A 21,433-nucleotide genomic window follows, 5' to 3' on the forward strand; every position below is an offset into this window, starting at 1 on the left:
TTTTATAGGGTTTTTACTTTCAACTATGTCGTCACTGTTACACTGACCTCTTATCGAGCTACTTCTATTATAGTTTTTCAATATTATTTCATACCTTTTTGCAATTGTTCGGCCCACAAAGTTTTCATTTTTATCATCATATCTTCTGCGGAGTGAAAACCACCTTTGCCGATTGAAACTTGATCCCCAAGTACATCCACTGGTAGAAGGAATTTATTAGCCGGTTGTAAAACATCCGAAGAGCTTGTGAAGTGGGTGATCTGCCCTTCGCGAGGAGTGCGTCGATCAACTGTATTCGGGTGTACCCCAGCAGCGTTAAACATAATTCCTTTATTTTTACTTTGATTAGCTATTAATCCCGATGTCATTAGACCGCCCCCCAAGGAATGTCCAATATAAATAATTTCGCCATCAATGCCCTTATCCAGCAGACTTACTAAATTCATTGCCGTTTCGTACTGCGGGCTCTTAAACCCGAAAGCTTGCAATGGGTTATCAATAAGCCAGTCTACCCAGTCATTTGACCCTTGCATGAAAACATAGTGTTGATTTCGTTCTTTGTGGTAATAGACATCTACTGCCAGCTGAGGCGTTTTTTCACTGGTTAAAGTGGGACCAAGGGTATTGGGTCCACCCTTTCCTGCAACAATCCCATCCAGCTCTTCTTCACTAAACTTAGCAAGGAATTCTTTTTGTTCTTTTTCGCCCCATACCTCTGCTCCTCGCGCACCAGTAAATGGTTTATCATTATCTTCATAGGAGCCTGCAGCCAATTCCACAGCTATCATATGCTCTTCCGTTAGCTGCAGTTTTTCTACCTCTCTACTAGGTTCTCCTTCAGTGGTGAATGCCGTCTGAACATGCGCCATTAGGGCCTTAGTGGCAACATTGGCAAACTCAAAATCCCTCTCCCAGATCACGCTCTCGATTGCTTCATTGATAGTTGCATCATATGTCTTATTAAAAATTTGCTTGAGATTAAATAAGCGCTTACCGGTATTGCCGTCACTACTCGATTTTGGAAGTGAGTATGTACGCTGCTCATATGTCTCGTGATATGCATATCGCTGTGTAAATCCGGCAGTTAGGTAGTTCTTGGCCAGTAATCCCCAGTCAAATGTATTTTGGTCTCCAAAAGTGATGTTTATGCCTTGCTCAATGGTGTTGATTGTTAATGCTTCTCCTGCAGGATTATTGTTTAGATATGCTGCCATTTTTCCAACTGTTTGGCTGTTTTTTGCTAATGTTTCCAGCCCTTCCATCGCTCCATATGTAGCCATACTGGTAATACCGGCTTTGGCAACCCCACTCCAATCGAAGCCACTCTGTAAACCAACAGCCATGTTGGCCAATTGGTTGGTAGTGGCGACTGCAGCTCCGGCGGCAAAGGCACCCATCGCTCCGGCAGCGCCAGCACCTATACCTGCTGTAAGTGCGCCCGATACCGCACCATACACCCAAGGCCCCAGATACATCGAGGCCACCACAGCAACTGCCAGCACAACTACCTGGGCCAAACCACAACCATCGGAATCAACCGGTGGTGGTGGCGGTACATCTGGCAGGGTTGGGCTGATATCGCCCAGCTGTAGGCTGCCGTCTACAGGACGGAAGGTGTCGGCATTGTTATGGATATTGGTGACTACGTTGGGCAGTTCCAGGCGCTGTCCCCGGGTCAATACTTCATCCCCACGCAGACCGTTGGCATCCGCCAGCAGGTACCACAGGCTGGAGTCTCCCCAGATCGTGGCCGCAATAGTTTGCAGGCTTTCACCGCCCTGGGCCTCGTAACTGGTATAGCTGGCGGCCGGGTAGCTGGGGTTGATCGGCTGGAAGTTCTGGTCAAAGTCTGCCGATTGCACCGCCTGTACATGGTCGCCGTTGTCGTTTAGGTGGCGGTTGCCGCTACCGTCAGTTTCCGCCAGCGCTTTCACATAGTCGTAGCGGCTCGGTACCCGGTCATTACCCACATCCCCCACGGCATGGCCGTTAAAATAGTAGAAGTGGCGCATCTCGCGGCCGAAGGGATTCTCTCCGCTATCGCGAATCTCCTCGCGCACCAAGGTGCGCCCCTCTTTATCGGTGACATAGGCCATGGCGCGCTCACCTTCCACATCGTAGACCCGGCGTATATGGCCGTTGCTGTCATAGGTGTAGTAGGCCTCACCGCTCTCCCACTGGGCGCGCTGCTCCGGGGTGAGATCAGCGTTATCGGCGTTGATCACTACCGACTTAGTTTTGTAGGTGTCCCACTTCTCGTAACTGTTGTGCAAGGTGGTGACCGTGGGCGCCGCACCATCTTCGGGATATGCCCTGGTAATCGAGGTATCCACTGTTGCGCCATCACCGAGGAAGGTGTTGCGCATCCGCGTAACCTCATCGGTCGCCCGACCGCTGTCGTCATAGCGGGTCGTCTGGTAACCCAGTAGGGTGCCATCGGCATTGTGATGATTCTCGGTCACACTAAACAGGGTGCCATCTGAGTCGTACTCGTAAGAGGCGGTCACCTGCCCTGCATGGTTATTGACTCGTTGGGCGCGCAAGACAAAGCCGCTGCCCTGGTCGATATGTACGGTGGTGACACGGCCATTGGCATCGTAGGCGTACTGCTCGCGAATGCTGCCATCACTGGCGCGCACAGCTTGATAACGCTGATCCAGGCCGTTGTAACTGATCGCGGTTCCACTCTCTCCCATCACTATCTGGCCGTCCTGGAATTCGCCCAGGGTCAGGGTAAAGCGGTTGTTCTTGTCGTAGGTGTAATAGAACGATTGGGTTTCCCCTTCGATAGTGCCGTCTAAGTTATCCACATAGCGGCCGTTGTAAACACTGCTGACACTGCGGCGATTACTAAAGGCATCGAAGGTGTAGTCGATCTGGTAGGCATTTCCGTATTCGTCATAGCCCTCAATGCTGACAATACGGCCCTGCTCATCGTATTCAGCGTTGCTGTGCTGATACACCATGCGGTTATTGTTGTTATACAAGTCGTTAGAGCGGTAATAGAGCTCACCGGTGCGGTTGCCCGCCTTGTCATAGCGATACTCGGTCACCGCCGGCGCCACCGTATCCCCGACTGCGGCCTGGTCCCCATCGACCAGGCCGTTGTTGCCGTAGTCGAAGGTGCGGAACAGGTTGCCGTTGTGGTAATAGGTGTAGCGAATATCCTGGCTGTTCCGGTCCTCCCACAGGGCGTCGCCGCTCATACCGGTATTGCCTGTCTGACGCGACAGCCAGCCGGCATAGTTATAGGAGTATTCGATGCGGTGGCCACCTAAGTCGTCGTGCCAGACCGCTTTGCCAAAGTAGTCGCTGACATCAGTAATCACGTCTTCGCGGGAGCTCTGGCTCCAATTGACCGCGACGGTACCGCCCATACCGGCTCTGGCCACCGAGGTGATATAGCCCCCCAGGCGCACCTGGATGGCGTCATCCTGGGCCTGCTCGCCGCTGGCGGCGAGCACACTGCGCGTAACATAGTCACTCCAGGCGTAGGCGTAATCGGTCACCTGGCCGCTGTAACTTGTGTACTCCAATACCCGGCCGAGACCGTCGTAGCGATAGGTCTCCTGTCCAACTGTGCCGCTGGCACTGGCATCGCCCGTATTGTCAAAGCTGGAATTGAGCACATAGCGGGTGTCGCCGTAGAGGGCGTTGCGATGGCGGATGCGATTGCCAAACTCGTCGTAGTCCCACTCATCGTAGTAGGCGGAGGCGCCGTAGTTGTAGTCGATCGCCCGGCTGCTGTCCTGGAAGCGATTCATCCGCACCAGCTGGTTATTGGCGTCGTAGTGGTAGGCCACCTGATAGTAGAGCGCACCGGTACCGCTACCGCGCTCGCCGGCCCGGTAGGCCAGTTGGCTGGTCCCCTTGAGGTTGCCGGCCTGGTCGAAGGCCTGGGTATCGTAGTCTCCCACCGCGTCCTGGCTGGCAACCAACAAGCCCGCAGCATAGTCCTGCAAGCTCACCTGCTCGTGCTTGATGTTGTAGTTGTCGACAGCGGTGCGGGTGGCGCTGCTGGCGCCTGCGGCGGCTTGCGCAGCCACTTTTTCCATCACCGTCTCGCCGTAAGCGTTAACGCCGTACACAGTGGCGGTGTGGGCGCGGAAATGGGTCATCTGCTCCGTGTAGACATCCGCCTCTGGTTTCAACTCCTGCACCACATTGCCGCGCTTGTCGTACTGGTACAGGGTGGCATTGCCGTTGTTGTCGATAGAGGCCACGGTTTCGCCAAAGGCGTTATAACTAGCGTGGTGGGCAATCAGTGTCTCGTCATTGGCGGCACCAGTCAGTTGCAAGGCAATATTGCGGACTGCCTGGCGGTTATACATGCCCACCTGGGAGTAGAACACCGAGCTGTTCGCGTCACCATCGGAACTGGCACTGCGGGAGTAGGTGTTGGAATCTACCTCTTTAATAACACGATTTGTCAGGTCGGAGACCGTGCCTGGTTTACTGTTGTCAAAAGTCCCCTTGGCTTGATTGATTATTTGATTACTGCCATCCCTAACCGTCATGATAAATTCAAGGTCACTACTATCGGCTAGCCCTGAAGTATCGATATTGGCCATGCCATTCACAACACCGGCCGTCAAAGTGGTATCCCCAACAGTAAATTCAACGGTTTTAGCCGTATCTGAGAGGCCGAAAATCCTTATATATTCATCGGAAGTTAGAGTCGGCCCCTCTTGCGCAGAAGGAATACTGACGCTGCCCCACTCCCGGCCAAAGGTATTGATCGACACCTCAATATCACCACTAGGCTGTTCATATCCAACGGCAGTTTTAACATCGCCATAGAAGGTATAAGTGCCATTGCCGGTAATTTCACTGGTTACCCCGTCGACAGTAATCGTTGCTCCCTCAACCATCGGGTAATTGGAGATCGTGACAGTTACCTGTTCTTGGTAGGTAAATTTATAGAGTTGTCCATAATCATCGGGATCCCCCACAGGCTCTCTACCCTTGATTCCTACTACCGCAACACCGTATTCAACGGTCATCGCCTTGGAATCCACCTCGCCCGGATGGTCTATCGTGTCCTGGCCGCCCACGGCCGTATAGCGGGTCTCTTTGGTTTTAAGCGAATCGGAATAACTTAAATCGATACTCTGGCCACTGCCCTGCTTGGACGCCTTATAACCTGCTGAAAGCCAGAAAGTATTCACCTCCGGTAAATGCTCCAGGCCCACTCCTTCGCCCGGCAGGCCAAAGCTCCCTTCCTGTGTCGCCGCGCCGCTGCTGTAGAGGTCAACGGCATGCAGCACCAGGCCATCTGGGGACAGGAAAGTCAGCGACAGCGAGTGCACCCCGGGCGCGAGGGCAATTTCCATGCCGTCGCTCCAGTCGTACTGGGTGTTATCCATTACCACTGCGCCCTCGGCATTCTTTGCCAGCACCTGCACCTTGGCGGTGCTGCCAAAAACATCGGCTACATCCGCGCTGGTGAGACTGAGGGTGTTATCTGCCAGGGTCCAATCCAGGCTGGGCATCAGCGCCAGGGGGTTATTCTGAGCGTCATCCAGGATATCAGCGGCCTCATCATCGCCGGCCTGCAGGAAATTACTGGTGACGTCGTAGTTATAACTCTGGGTGGTCACTACCACTTCGCGCCAGCCGTACTCAACGCCGTTGTGGAACAGGGGTACAAAAACATGCAACTGTTCAATAACCGCTATATGGTCCGTTTCCACGGTGATTGTACGGCCGCTATCCAGGGTCACCTGGCGGCTGGTAACGTACTCCAGAGTATCCCGCTCGATATAACCGCGGCGGGACTGCGTACTACTGCCCTCTAAAAGCCACTCATCGTTACCGAGTAACTCATCAAGTCCCTGCCGCTGCTCGGCAGTAAGGCCCAGCTCCTCAAAACGAAGCCTGTCATCATTTTCATCCAGGTAAAGAAGCTCATCACTGTTGTCCAACCAGGAGTTGGCACTGTCCACCGCCTCGGCATCGCCGGGGTTGCTGGTATAACCGCGCCCCTCATCGTCGACAAAGTAAATACTGCTGCGCTCGGTTGTTTTACTGCGCGCCGCAGGTAAAGTGAGTACATGACTGGCAGCCACAGTGGTGCTTGCCGGCATGTCCCCGCTGCCCAGGTCCACCCACACGGAGCTACTACTGGAGTGGGTGGTCTCCCGATTGCGGACACCTACGGTCGGTACACTGCCACTGCTCTCGCCATAGCTAACCTCGTTTTGGGTTTCGCTGCCGTCGTTGTCGACATTCCACCCCACATCCAGGTTCGGGTTGTCATCCGGGGTATCCAGCGGTGCCTCCACTACGGTGATCAGCTGATCTTCCTGGTCGTAAAGGCTGTATTTCCACTGGGTCTCACTCTGGGTGGTCTCGTTCAGCGCCTGCTGCACGGTGGTGACATCTTCCAGACCATCGTTATTGATGGCGGAGATTTCCAGCGTGGTGTTGCCGTTTTGGTCATACAAGTAGATGCGCGGGGTGCCATTGCCGCTGTTGGTTTTAAACAGGCGACCCAGCTCGTCGTAGACAAAGTACTCCTGGTACTGGTGCTCTGCGAAGCCTATGCGGTTGGAGGTGTTGATACCCTTGCCAACAATCTGCCCGTGGGTGTTGTAGGCGATATCGTGCTGCACTAGACCGCCACCTACGGCCTGGTCGGCACTGCTCACTCGAGCGGTCTCGCGGCCCTGGGCGTCGTATTGCACCCAGGTCACCACCTGGGTCTGTTGGTTGTCGATATCGGTTTGGTAGCTGGTCTGGTAGACCGCATGGCCGAAGGCATCGAAGACAAACTCCGTGGTGCCTTGGTAGTTGGCATCGCCGCGATTCTCCCGCGCATCGCGAGTCTCGGTGCGCACGCCCAGGGCGTTGTAGCGGTGGCTGGTCACCTGGTCGCCGTCGTTGTGCACTGTCTCTGCGGTGCGGTTGCCATACAGGTCATAGTGATAACTCACCGTGGCGCGCACGCGGTCGCCGCTGTAGTCGGTGTACTCCGCGCCCTGAGTTTGTGCCTGCTGGCCGAGGGCGTTGTAAGACACACTCTCCGTGCGGCTGTCGCTGGCATTTTCATCCCCGTCGTAACGCACCGCAGTGTCTTGCAGGCCGGTTTCGTTATAGCCGTAGCGGGTCACCAAATCGCTGCTTACCTGGCTGCGACTCAGGGCGGTGCCCGAGTTGCTGATACGGGAGAAGGATTCGCCTTTGAGGCGCTCCTCCAATAGCAAGCCGCGGCCGCTGTAGACATACTCGGTGGTGCGCAGCTCTTCGTCATATTCCTCAGAAGTGAGGTTGGCAATCAAACCATCGCGATTGTCATTGTAAAGAGACTCCAGCCAGGCGTGGCGCGCCTCATTGTCGGCGGGGGCCCCGAGGCCATCAAAGTTGAGGGCCATGGCATAGCGGGTTTGCGCGATTACTTGGCCGAGACCATCGTAAACAGATTCAGTGACATAGCCGAGGCGGTCTACCATCAGCACTTGGTTGCCGGCGGCATCAAAGAGGGCAAAGCTGGGTTGGTCTTTGCCGTCGATCTGGATAATGCTGTTGCCATTGGCATCGTAACTTACCTGATACCCCTGGGTGCTGCCGTGGCTGAAGCCCTCTTGCAGCTCGCCCTGGTCACCGCTGGTGGAATCCGGGTCGACCAGGTTGTTGAGGTCAAAGAAGATGCCCTCGTCGCTTTCCGTTCTCACCAACAGGTTGTTGGCGTTGTAGTAGAAGTGCGTGCTGCGCCCGGTGGTAAGTTCGTGATCCTGTAGCGCCAGGGCATCGTGGCGCCAGTGCCCGGAGGCACTGTCGAGATCCAGTGCGGCTGCACTGCCGTCCCAGGTGCTGCCGTCGATGTGCAGGCGCTGGTCGTAGCGGACCTCCGTGGTGAGGTTCCCGGCGGCGGTATACACGTTAAACGTGAGGCCGCCATCGGCATCCAAAACCAGTACCTGCTGATCCAGGCGGTTGTAAACCGAGGCGACAGCTTGGATCTGGCCGTGCTGGGTGCCGGAGACACTGCCGTCGCTGTTGAGTGCGGCTCCACTCAGGCCGCGCTGGCCTTCGTAGACCTGGCGGCCCAGGGCGTCGTAGCGCACTTCGGTAACCTGGCGCAGGGTGACCTGGCCGATCGCGCCATCAAAGTCCGGGGTGCTCAATGCACTGTTGCTGGCAGCGGCAAACTCCGGTCCGATAGAGGTGATCATCCGGCTGCGGTGGTCGTAAGCCATCTCGGTGGTGCGCAGACCCTGGGAATCGGTTTTCTCACTGGCGGCACTCACATCCCAGTAGCGCCCCTGAGTCATCTCCACCCGGTCAAAGGCGTTGTAGACATATTCGGTAATGGCGCGCACTTCTCTTGTCGCGGTGCTGTGGGCGCTCAGCGCTGCGGCAAACTGCGGTCCAGTTTCCTGGGTAATGCGCCCCTGGGCATCAAACTGGTAGTCGGTGCGGGCGCCGAGGGCGTCGATGGCCGCAGTGCGGTTGCCGGCGGCGTCGTATTCATAGCGGGTCTCACTGGCGATTGCCTGGGACGCAATCAAGTCGTAACCGTATTGCGTCGTCGAAAGTAGCTGACCCCGGTTGTCATAACTGTTGGTGATATAGCGGTCGCGCACCACATCCTGTTTGCCACTGAGCAGTGCGTCGAGTGCGGCGGCATCCAGTGCGGCAATATCCACATCGCCAGCAAGCTTCTCGGCGTAGCTGCGCACCGCCGTGGCTTGGCCAAAGGCGTCGTATTCATAGGTCGTTACGCCGCCATTGGGCAATACCTGGTGGGTGAGACGATTGTTGGCATCGTAGATAAAAATGCCGACATTGCCGTTGGGGTCGGTGGTGGCGACGATATTGCCAAAGGCATCGAGTACCGAGTGGGTACTGCCACCGCGGGCATCCACCTCAGCCACTTTGCGCCCCAGTTGGTCGTGCTCCTGGGCGCTGACATAGATCTCGCCTCTCGGGCTGACCAGGGTCGCCAACTCATCGAAGTGGTTGTAGCTGAAGTAGGTCGTGGCGATGCGCTCGTGCCGACCGAGATCAGCTTCACCGAGGGTGGCGCGATTGGCAATGGTGTCACTCTCGGCGTCCGGCAGACCCGCAGTCTCCTCTACCAGCCGCCCCAGGGCGTCGAAGCCGCGGTAGGTCACCCGCTGCTCGGGCAGTCCCTTGGCCTCGATCGTGAGCCAGGTTTCACCGAAGGCGGTGTAGCGCTGTTCAGTAATCACATCGGCGCTGTCAATGGTGAGGACCACTTCACCACGGGCCGAATAGGTGTAGCGGGTCGAGCGATCCTGGGCGTGTGCCAGGGCACCGGTATCGATACTACTGGGTTCGCTATTCAGCGGGATCGCCTGGCTGTAATGGGTCTCGGTCAGCACCTGGCCCAGGGCGTCGTAGTTCCAGGTGGACAGATAGCCCTGTGAGCCATTGCGCGGTACCAGTTGATGGGTCAGTCGACCGGCGGCATCGTAGCTGAGGTAGGACTTGTAGCCGAGCTGATCGGTGATCTCAGTGCGGTTGCCCAGAGCGTCGTAGCCGTAGTACTCGGTAAAGCTGCTGAGTCCGCTGCCATTCCAAACTTGCTCAGTGATGCTGGTTTTGCGTCCAGCGCTGTCGTACTGGGTAACGAACACTTGGTCGGTGGCGCTGCTGCTACCAATAGACAGGTCTCCAGCGCGCAAGCTACCCCAATCGGCGACAGCGGGTACGCTAATTCGGTTGGCATAGCGGATAACCGTCTCGCGGTTATCGCTGTCGCTATAGCGAGTCTCGGTCACATAACCGAGGCTGTCGACACTGTGGGTGCGGCGCCCGCTGGCATCGTAAATAAAGAGGCTGCGGCGATTGTTCGCGGCATTGGGGTCCAGGTCTGCGGTGGTCTCACTGGCCAGGGCAATGGCCCGGGCGTAGGTGATCTCTCCGGCCACTTCGCCACGGGCGGTGTACAGGGTCTCGGTCACATAAGCGTACTGGGCCCCATCCCGCTCAAAGACCTGCAAGCGGTGGGTCTGGCGACCGGCGGCGTCGTATTGGTAGCGGGTCTCCCGATCCAGGCTGGTATCGCGCACCAGGTCGTCGACACTCTCGGTAGACGGATTGATTTTGTGCGCATAGCGGATCTCCGCACTGACGCGCCCGGCAACATCGTAGCGGGTCTCGCTCACCTGACCCAGTGAGTCAATGGTGTAGGTGAGCTGGCCGTCGCCATTGTAGATATAGCGGGTGCTGCGCTGGGCCACGCCACTGTCGAGCAGTGCGGCAATCGCCTCGGGGGCGGCGCCACTGGCGATGTTCGCCGGCAGGTCTGCGCTGTCTAGGAACGCGCCGTACTGCACCTTGCCAACCAATTCGCCGGCCGCGTTGTACTGGCTCTGCACCAGGGTGTACTGCGGGTTGTCCGGGTTGCCACTGGCGGAGAGGGTGTATACCGCGCGGCCTTCGGCGTCGTATACCGTATAGCTGGTATGGCCGAGGGCATTGGTCACGGCGGTGCGATTGCCATCCCGGTCGTACTGGTAGTGAGTTGCGATGGCCAGCCCATCCGGGTCGACCGTTTCACTTTGCACTCGTCCCAGTTCGTCGTAACTGTACACTCGGGTGCGGGTGTAACTGGCGGTGCCCGCCACGCCGCCGCTGAGATAACCCTCGCGCATCTGCAACAGGTTGCCCTGGCCGTCGTAGTCAAACTCAGTGAGCAGGTTGAGGCCCGAGTTATCGCTGCTGGCATCCACGATCACCCGCACCACGCGGCCGTTGTGATCGAATTCCGTGCGAGTCATGCTGCCATTGGCATCCACCGTCTCTTCAAAGCGGTGGCCGTAGCGTTGGGTCGTGGTGAGGTTGAGTCCACCCACATCCTCGGTGCGGGTCAATACCCGCCCCTGGGGGTCGTAACGTATCTCGGTGCGCACGCCGCGCTCATCCAAAGTGGCGGTGAGCTGACCTGCAGCGTCGTATTCACTGCGACGCGCCTCACCCAGCCCATTCTCGGTACTGACCAAGTTGCCCTGGGTGTCGTACTCATAGCGCGCCTGGCGGTGCCAGCTGCCATTGGCGTAAAGGGAGACCTCGAGGGTTTCACCGTGAATGGTAAACAGCGTTTCGGTGTGCACCCCCTGTGGAGTGGTCATTTTCTGTGAACGGCGCACATCGTCATAGCTATAAATAGTGGTGCGATTGAGCGCGTCGGTGCGGGTCAGGACGCGGCCGTAGGCGTCATAGCTCAGCTGGGTGCTCTGCCCCAGCGCATCGCGCTCCTCGACCACCTGCCCCAGGCGATCATAGAAATACGCGCGCTGGTTGCCCCGCGCATCCGCAGTCGCCTGTACCTGGCCGAAGGCGTTGTACTCACTGCTCGTGGTCACCGCCGTATAGGCGCCGTAACTCAGGTGCGTACTACTGGTCAGCACTTCACCGCGGCGGCTATAACTGAAGTCCGTCTGCGCAAAGCGGCTGTTGGCCCGGTCGATGGCCTGGCTGAGGTGGGTGCGCTCGCCGAAGGCGTTGTAGGTAGAGGTGCTGGTAAAACCCTCGCCGTCTGTGCTGCTCATCAGCAGGCCGCGCTGGTTGTACTCGCTGCTGGTGACGGTGTCCCCATCACTGGCGAGCCCCTCGACCAAGCTGTCCAACTGCGCTGCATTGCCATTCAGGTTCAAGCTGTGCAGCAGGCTGTCGCTGAGGCGATTGGCGTACTGACGGCTGCGGGTCAGCTCGCCAAACACACTGTAAGCCAGCTGGCTGACCTGCCACTCCAGGGTCTCCGAGCCCGGTTTGAACACCGGCGCAATGGTATATTTCAGTTGCCCGTCTTCGGTGTAGGCATAATAGGTGGTGTAACCGTTGGCATCGGTACTGGACAAGCGCCGCCCGGCGGCATCGTAGCTGTACCCTTTGACCTGCCGCCCCAGGTGATCCCACTCACCGGTCACCCGTCCGTGTACATCGTACTCCCAGTGGGCGTCGCGAGCGGCGCTGTCATTGGCGCTAAAGGTCGCATCGCCCTGGTAGTTGTCCAGGTAATTATCCAGGATCGAGCCGGAAGTTATCGCGAGACCACTGCGGCTGCTCTGCAGCTGGCCGTCGGCGGTATAGGTGAAGTGACTGGTATTGCCGTAGACGTCGGTGCTGTGGGTCACCTGGTTGCGGCTGTCGTAGCGCCACTCGCTCACCTGGTCGTCATCACTGCTGACCAGGCGCCCAGTGGTCTCGGTGGTAACTTCCAGGGTGCCGATACGACCGCTGCCGCGCACCAGGAACACGCCGATATTGAGCAGCTCCACATCCGGGTCCAGGGAGGCCAGATCCGCCTGTAAATCTCGCTCGAAGGCGTGCCAGTTGCCATCCAGGTAGCTGGCATCCAGGGGGAACTGGTAGTAGGGAGTTCCCGAGGAGGAGTAATAGATCCCCGGGCTGGTCACCTGCGAGCTGTACTCGATAAAGGCATAACCCTTCGAGGTCTCCACCGAAAAGAAGATCCGGCTGGGGGCACTGAGGTTCATCTCGAGACGCACACTGGCACTACCCTCGATATTCCACTGCTCGTGCGCCGCGTTCTTATACAGTTTGAAGCCGTCGTTAGTGCCCGAACCGGAAAGCTCCACCACTTCCCGCTGCATACGAATATCGTACACCTTCTCTATCGTGGCACTGCCGGAGTTCTGGGCGTAGATATCCCAACTACCCAGATCCAAATTGTCTTCGTTAAAACGGTGTTGGATAAAATTGAGGCCCTTGAGGGTGAGGCGCGAAGCATCGCCGTTCACCGCATCGAGTGCGTTGTCGAGGCCGTTGAGTGCGCTGGCGTAACGAATGGTTTTAACCCGGTTGCCGGCGACATCGTACTGGTGCTCGGAGAGGTAACCCTCTGCATCAATCTCGGCAACTTCGCGACCCTGGGCGTCGTAAATCCAGTAGCTGGTGCGGTCATTCTGCGCGTCCACCACCGGGCGCAGGGTCTTCAGGGTACCGCTGTTCAGCCAGTGTGCGCTCTCGCTATAGCTGGCCACCCGGTTGGCATAGCGGGTGGTTGCCACCAGCTGGCCTGCGCGATTGTAGCGATACTCAGTGAGATAGCCCTCCTGGTCCAGTGTGCCGCTGACCCGTCCCGCCTCATCGTAAAAAGTGCGGCTGATACGGGCATCGGCCAGGTCCACTCCACTGGCCGTGGCGCTGAGATATTGGGTATAGCTGTCGCCGGGAGCGAGGGTAAAGCGGCCCTCGCCGCTCTTGCTCACAGTAACACCATCCACATCCAGGGTGTAAGACAGGCGGTATTCGTAGACACCGCTGCCATAAAAGTCCTTGTCCAGCTCCACCGTGCCATTTTCTGCATCCACCGGCAGAGTGACCCACTCACCCTCGGGCAGTGAGCGAATGGATAGCTCCATCCCACTGGCGCTGTAGGACGGGTCCAGGGCCAGGGTTAGACGGGGGTTTTCCACCATTTGCAGCTGCCGCCCCACCTGCTGTTGGAAGGGGTCATCCACCAGGCTGGTGCCATCGTTGTAGTAACGGGTCACCTGCACGGTGTAATCGCCGTCGGGCAGCGTGGCGCCCATCAGCAGGTTGAGGCGGCCGGCAAAGGAGCCATCGCGCAGGGTGGCGGGATCGATCCAGGTTTGCACGGGGGCGCCGATGGCCGTGCCGGTGGCATTGTCGATCACCACCGCTTCCATATAGGCGATCGCCGCCGCCTCCTCGGCACTCAGGTAGCCCTCAACGGCATAGCCCTCCGCAGTGCTGCGGTGGTAGGTGGGCATTTCCCAGGTGGCCGGGGTAATACCGCTGTCGTTGGCGGCGAAAGTCCCAGACAAACTGCGCAGCAGGCGATCGTTGTCTCCGTAGCGATTGCTGTCCAGGCGATGGGTGCCAATCTCAATGGTGCCGATACGGCCACTGCCGCGCACCAGGAATCCATGTATTTTTTCTACCTGAACATCGGAATCCAGCAGGGCTACATCGGCAAGAATGTTCCGCTCGAAAGTATGCCAGTTACCGTCTAGATACTTTGCTTCTAGAGGAAACTTGTAATAGCGAGTGACACCATCAGGGGCAAGGTAAACTCCCGGAGCGGAAATCTCTGAACCATACTCCACATAAGCCCACCCAATAGAGGTCTCTATGTGGTAATAGAGTTTAATAGGGCCGGTTAGATTAATCTGCGCGCGCGCGACCACCCCATCACCGATATTCAAGGAATCATGGTCACTGTCGTTATAGATTCTAACGCCGGCATCAATCCCCTCCCCGGAAAACTCGATGACTTCCCTCTGCAAAATGGTGTCATAGACTTTCCCTAAAGACGCATTATCAGAGTCGTCTTTATAGATTTTCCAGTGGTCCAGATTGAGGTTGTCGGCGCTGTTATAGGTATAACCGGCATAGTCGGTAACACCGTCCCGGTAAGTGACAACCCGATATTCGTAATCGCCGTTGAGGTCATTCCCCAAATTAGCGCTGAAGTGGTCGCCGTTTTGCTGCACCGCAACCCGCTGCCAGGGATTCTCGCCACTGACAGGGGTATCGGTCGTAATTTCTACGGTGCCGATACGGCCGTTGCCACGCAGAGTAAATTCGCGGAAAGCCTGTATTTCTTCAGTGGGGTCCAAATAGGCAATATCGGCGAGGATATCCCGCTCGAAGGTGTGCCAGTTGCCATCCAGGTATTTATCATCAAGGGGGAAGGTATAATAAATATAGCCGGAAACCACTTGAATATAGGGTTCTGTGGCTTCTGAATCGTACTTGGCATAGGCGATACCGCTGGCGGCCTTACTGCTGTCCAGCTTGTAGTAAATTCGATATTCACCTTCACTAGCATATTGCATCTCAACGCTGGCATTGACCCCATCGGCAATATCCCAAGAATCCCTATCGACATTTTTACTGAGCGAAAAGGCATTATTGGCACTATCACCGGAAGTCTCCACCACCTTGCGCTGTAACTGGGTGTCGTACACCTCCGTCACGGTGGCTCCCGCCGGGCTAGAGTCAGAAACCCGCCACTGTTTCATATCTAGGTTATCGCCGTTGTTATAGGAGTGACGTACAACATCGCTCCCCCCAACCCGGCGGTACTCCAGGTAGGTGACTTCATCGGCTTCACCGAGGGTAATCGCACCGATACGGCCACTGCCGCGCACCAGGAAACGATCGACCTCTAACAACTCAACATCCGGGGCCAAAGTAGCGAGATCCTGGCGCAAGTCACGCTCGAAAGCATGCCAGTTGCCATCCAGGTATTGGCTGTCTAGAGGGAGGTTATAATAAATAGTCCCCGATTCAGAAACTTCAATAAAAGGACTGGAGATAAAGGGGTTATATTTTAAGTAGGCGCCCCCCTCCGAAGTCTCAACCCAAAAATATAAGTAAGTATCCCCCTGCAAGTTAACTTCAATACGGGCCTGAGCGCTGTCACTAATATTCCATGCTTCGTGCGCGGCATTTTTATGTAACTTAAACCCATTACTTGTCCCCGTACCGGAGAAAGCGACGACATCCCGCTGCAAGAACTCATCGTAAACCCGATCAATGGTTGCACCGGCTGGAGTGCTGTCGTAAATCTCCCAGCTATTAACATCCAGGTTTTCACCGCTATTCAATACATGGCGAGGAATATTGAGCCCACTTGACTGAGCGGAAAAAACCGAGTCAATTTCTACAGTGCCGATGCGGCCACTACCGCGTACAAGAAGGTGGTCAATACTCTGTATCTGCTCGTTCGAATCCAGGGAGGCAACATCCGCAACAATATCCCGCTCAAAGGTATGCCAGTTCCCATCCCTGTACTGGGCCTCTAGCGGAAATTGGTAATAGATCGTTCCAGAGCCGGCAACCCAAACGTTGGGCTCTGTCACTTCAGAGCTGTACGTCGCATAAGCTATTCCACTGCTGGCAAGGCTACTGGTCAATTCATAGTAAAGGATAAAACCTCCCTCACCCGAGTATTGAACTTCAGTGCGAGCTACGCTGCCATCGGTAATATTCCAGGAATCCCCGGCTTCATTTATTCCCAGTTTAAATCCATTAGCTATACCAGTGCCGGATACCTCCACCACCGAACGCTGCAACTGCGAATCATAAACTTGTGTAACAGTCGCCCCTGCGGGACTAGCGTCATAGACACTCCAGTGATTGATATTAAAACTATCCTCACTGTTAAAGGTATGACGGGAGTAACTGTGGGAACTCAGATTGGGGTCAGACCAGTGTATTACCCGGTCTTGGGCCGGTTGCTCACCGATCTCGACAGTAAAGGGCTCTTTGCCGACGGTGCTGTCATCGTCGTAATACAGGGTTAAGGTGACACGATAAGCCTGGCCCGGGGGCAAGTCACTGCCGACCGATAAATTTACTTCGCCATTATAACTGTCATACAACTGGGGCCAGGTCTCTGCACTGGAGATCAACTGGTTATTTTGATCGCGCACTTCGGCAACGATTTTTTGCAAGGCCGGACTGGAACCGATTGCCACCGGGTAACCAATAATCCCTACCCCCGTGTCTTCCTGTAGAGAGACGGTGGTGTACTGGAAATCAAAATCACTGGTTTTCGCGACCCCTTTATCTACGGTGAGTGTCGGGTTGCCAATCGTTTGCTTTACTGTTTGTCCGTCTTTCTCGTATCGAATTCGGAAATGGTAGCTCCCCTCAGTGATACTGCCCTCATCCACATCGCCGAGTACGACTTTAAAATCACTCCCTTCGTCATTGACCAAGACACTGCGCCAGTCACCGGGGCTATGTTCATACTCAAAAATAACACTGGTGCCCTCGGGGCGCGAACTCGCGGGCCAGCGGAATTCGGTGGGGTGATACTCAGTTTGATCCCCTATCTCGTAGTCAAAAGTATTCGTGTCGATTTCGTCACCACTCAAATCATAAGTGGTGACCTCTACTTCATAGCGACCAGTGGCCAGTTCATCTCCATCGGCTAAATTAAGATTACCGTTATAACTGCTGCCATTTGCATCCAACCAACTCAGGTAGTCAGCGGGAAAGCTCGTGCTTGTTGCCACCAAACTGCCGGTATCCATATCCCGGACTCTCACTTCAGCACGAGAAATTATCGCGGCCTGGGCACGACTAAAATAACCAGTAATACTTGAGGAATTCTCTACGCTTATATAGCGAACGGCATCAGATTCAAACGAGGTACTAAAACTAGTATTATCATCGGAGGTACCACTCTTATTAACTCTAAAAGAGCCATCGGTAGATTTAATGACCTGCCCTTCATCGCGATACTCAATAATAAAGTCATAGTAACCATTTTCCAGCACATCCAGAGTCGCTTTATGATATCCATCACTACCAACTGGAGATATATCTGTCCAGCTCCCACTGCTTCCTTGAGGGCGGTACTTAAACAATACTGCGGTGCCGTCGGGCTGAGCATCCTGACTCCATTTTATAATGGTGGGATCATAAAAGTGCTGGTTGCCCTGTTCGTAAGTTAATGAGTCGGTATAGCTTGAATTGTTGGTTTTGGTGATTGTCAGCGTCACCGTATAAACCCCATCGGGGAGTTTATTACCAATACGTAGGTTTACCCTACCGTTCCACGACGACATATCCTGTGGGTAGGTATAGGTCGTATATTTAGCACCCGTTACATTGTTCACAGACACTGCTTTTATTTGCTTAATGTCTGTCCTGGTCGAATAGCCTGTTAACGCTGAAGAATTGGATACAGATTCCGACTTAGCATTAAAACTGGTCGATTTTACCTGATTGGAGCCACCTACAGCGGTAAAGGTATTAGTACCTTCCTGTTTAAGTATGCTCCCCGAATAATACTGTACTTTATATGCAAGACTGCCGCTGGGGGGGTCGTTGATTAAAACCGTATTGCTATTGCCGCTGGTAGAGATGCTCTGACTGACCCAGGAGCCGCTCCCAATCCGGTAATAAAATTTCGTGGTCTCCCCTTGGCCAGTAGTGGGATCATCCCATTGAATACGGGCGCCTACATTAAAGTTTTTGGTCTGCGTATAATGAGTGCCTGTCGTAATTCCCTCAAAGAACCATTCGCCACCACTATAACGTCGATGCACTCGACTCTCTTGTAAAGTGACCTCAACTTGATAGCTTCCTACAGGTAAATTGTCGTCATAATATTTTGTTAAATCTACAGATCCGTCATATGTTCTACTCGAATAACTATATTCAAAGGTCCGCTCATAGCCCGAAGGTATTCCAGTACCATTAATTCCTGTTACAGTAACTTTTACGGTAAAGCCAGCAAAGGTATTACTATTTGTACCATTGCTTGAATTGGGTCCCGCCGTTGCGGAGGAAAAAGTCCCTGCAGTTAATTCAGTGCTACTCGATGTGGAGTCAACTGCACTGCTTTGAGGATAGACCGTCACATTTTTGCTTTGAGTCACTGCGCCGTCGACATTGCGCACCGCAGTGCTGGAAAAAGCCATCCCGGTCGGGGGTTCAGCCGCGCGGCTTGTATGGTTATTTCCCACATAAATAGTGCGATTATCGATAGCCGTATATTCCTCGGCCACAATCGCGCTGCTGGCATAGGTATAGGGCTGTACCGGTGCACGGGTATAGGCGGTGGTAATTGCGCTGCCACTGACCGATTCTGTCTGGGTATTTTCCACTCGCTGGTAAACAGTGCCGTACAACGTGTAATCGTTCCGGGCGGTGCGCGTGCTGGGACTGCTATCCAGGTCGACACTGCCTATATAACTGGCGGTGTCGCGCTGGTTAAACCCTGGACTATCTGCCTGGGCATAGCTCTGCACCGGCTCCACCCAGTGAGTGGCACTGCGGCTGGCAACTGTGAGACTGGCATCGTTGGAGGCATATTTTGCCTCTAGCGAATCCGTCGTTTCTGCAGCGGGGTCTTCAATATAAAGATTATATCGGGTGCTGCTCAGCACCTCGCCCTGGGCGGTGTACAGGGTTTCACTCAGGTAGCCCTCCGCATCGACAAAGAAGCGCACCCGGTCGGCATCATCATAGTATTGATAAGTGGCGCGGTCGGCGCTGCTATTGGCCGCCGGACGCAAATCCTCCAGGCTGACACTCTCCTCAATACCGACCAGGGCATCGCCGTCTTTAATCAGCAGGCTCTGCAGCTGGGTGCCACTCACCGGGGTGCTGTAGTGCGTGGTTTGTATTTGCCGCCCCTCGGCATCGTAGTGGAATTCCGTAATTGCGCCCGAGGCACTGATCACCGCCACCATCTGCCCTTTATCATCGTAAAGGCTGTGGCTGACGGCTCCGGCGGCATCCTGAGTGGCCCGAATGCGCCCAAGGTGATCGTAGAAATACTGGACCTGCCCGCGAGCACTGAGGCCGTCGCGGGTATCGTGATAGACCTCACTAATCAGACTGCCGTTGGTGGCGTAGGTGCGGGTTACCTGTAAACCATTGGCATCGGTACTGATAATCTGCGACTGAGCGTCATTGTAAATACTGGTGCTGGTGTAACCCTTGGCATCGGTACTACTGAGCAAACGACCGAGCCCGTCATAGACATAGCTGGTTTTATAACTGGAGGAATCTGCACCTGTGCCGCGGGGGTCCACGGTGTGCAGCAGTTGGCCACGGGCATCATAAACGGTATAGCTGGTGGATTCAGTACCATCGAGAACGCCGTCCCCATTCACATCCACGGTACTGTAATCAGTAACGCTATAGACCTGACCGCGGAAGTCCAAACGGGTATCGCTTCTGCGCGTGGCATTCTCTAGTTCGCTACTGAGTATGTCCGCCTGGGTTTCCTGCGCCCAGGTATTCAGGGCACTGAGACTAAAATCGATATCGTAACTGACGCTTGCCTGGGTGTAGGTATCCACCAAGAACTGATCAAAGTAGCCGTGGTGCAAGTAGGTGATACTGCTGATAGCGCGCGCGGTAGCGGTTGCGTCGTCGTAGCGGGTCTCTTGTACCGTGCCGTCGTGGCCTACCACATAGCGCAGGCGCTGCATGTCGTCGTAAACATAGTGGGTTACCCGGGGGTCTGCTGGCATTTCCTCGCCATCGCCATCGGGGTCCGGTTGCAAGTAGACCGTTTCCTTAATCAGCTGGTTATAACTGTCGTATTCCCGCTCGAGCGTATTGCCCTGCCCGTCGCGCAGCAGGGTTTGATTGCCGCGACTGTCATATTCGTAAACCGTGGTATTGCCGCTGTGATCAGTTTTTGAGGTTAAATTACCTTCGTCGTCATAACTGTACTGGGTACTCTCGCGCACGCCATTTTGGTCTGCAGGGGCTTTTAATTCGATAACCCGTCCGGCGCCATCAAAAACCAATTCCGTTTGCGGCCCGATCCAGCTGCTGGCATCGGATTCGGGGTTAACCACTTGAGTAATTTTGGTGGTGTTATTTTCCAGGTCATAGCTATAGGTGGTGATACGCCGATCGCTGCCATCCAACTCTTCTGCAAGACCGGAATTAGAGTGGCGACCACTGCGCACTTCACTGACCCGATAATCTCCCAGGCCGTCGACATCGACGTACATAAACACCATGTAGCTGCCATCGCTTTGCTCAATCGTGTGAACGCGATTACTGCTGCCGTCATAGGTGTATTCGGTACGGTATACATTGCCATCGGCAATGCTGTTATCTTGTGGGGTTAAGTCAACGGTTACTGAGTCCAGCCGCCCCTGACTGTCGTAGCTGTAATACAGCCGCTGCTGAGCAGCGCCATCGGTGCTAACACTAACACCGGTAACTTTACTGCCGCTGTAGCTAATGGTGAAACTCTGCCCAGCCGCATCGGTGATGCTATCGACCAAGCCGCTGCTGTTATGACCAAAAACCAGTTGCCGGCCCTCGGCATCCACACGGGCCACCATTTTCCACTCGCCATTAACCTGACCGTATACTTCTTCACTGCGACTTGAGCCCTCACGCCAGACCCATTGATTGCTGCCACTGTCATAAATGATTTGGTCGTGGGCACCGGCGCCGTCACTTGAAACATAGGCCTGTTGATGGGCATCAAACTGGTAAATTGTTTCTGAGCCATCACCACCGATACGGGTAACCTGGCTACCCGTCTGCCCGGGACTGCCAATCAGGTTGATCAGCTGGTTGGAAAAATTGAAGCGAAAACCGTCGTTGTTATCACCATCAATCTGCCCTTGGCTGTTGTAGGTGCGCAACATGGACAAGTCGAGGCCAGCTGCCGCTACAAATTCATCTTGTTGGCGCAAAACCAGGTTGCCGGTTGAGGCGTTCACATAAACAGACTCACGCCCTTGACCAAAACTCGCTGAACCGATACCGGTCTTTGTACTATTGAAAAGACCCAGCGTATCTCCACTTATAATGGCTACCATGCATTTCCCCGAAAAAATTTCATTATTCTGCTTATATAGCGCGCAGTGTATTAGCCCCATACAAATGCCAATAAACACCAACGCTTTAAATATATATCCAACGTTTTACCCAAAACGTGCAGAAAAAATTTCATTTTTTATCTAAAAAAGGGAAT

The 21,433-nt window shown here is 55.1% G+C and carries 1 protein-coding gene; it reads right to left on the reverse strand.

Going from position 1 to position 21,433, the window contains the following annotated elements; genetic code table 11:
- Nucleotides 1-83: 83 nt before the first annotated feature.
- Nucleotides 84-21,278, reverse strand: coding sequence for a hypothetical protein (locus ACJJIY_RS21950; protein ID WP_445358832.1), 21,195 nt, complete (start codon nt 21,276-21,278; stop codon nt 84-86).
- Between the last annotated feature and the right edge of the window lie 155 nt (nt 21,279-21,433).

This window comes from Microbulbifer maximicatervae (SeqCode), assembly GCF_052468155.1.

What these genes read in the sequence shown, in the direction of transcription:
- ACJJIY_RS21950 (WP_445358832.1), bottom strand. Translation starts at nt 21,278, where the DNA reads ATGGTAGCCATTATAAGTGGAGATACGCTGGGTCTTTTCAATAGTACA.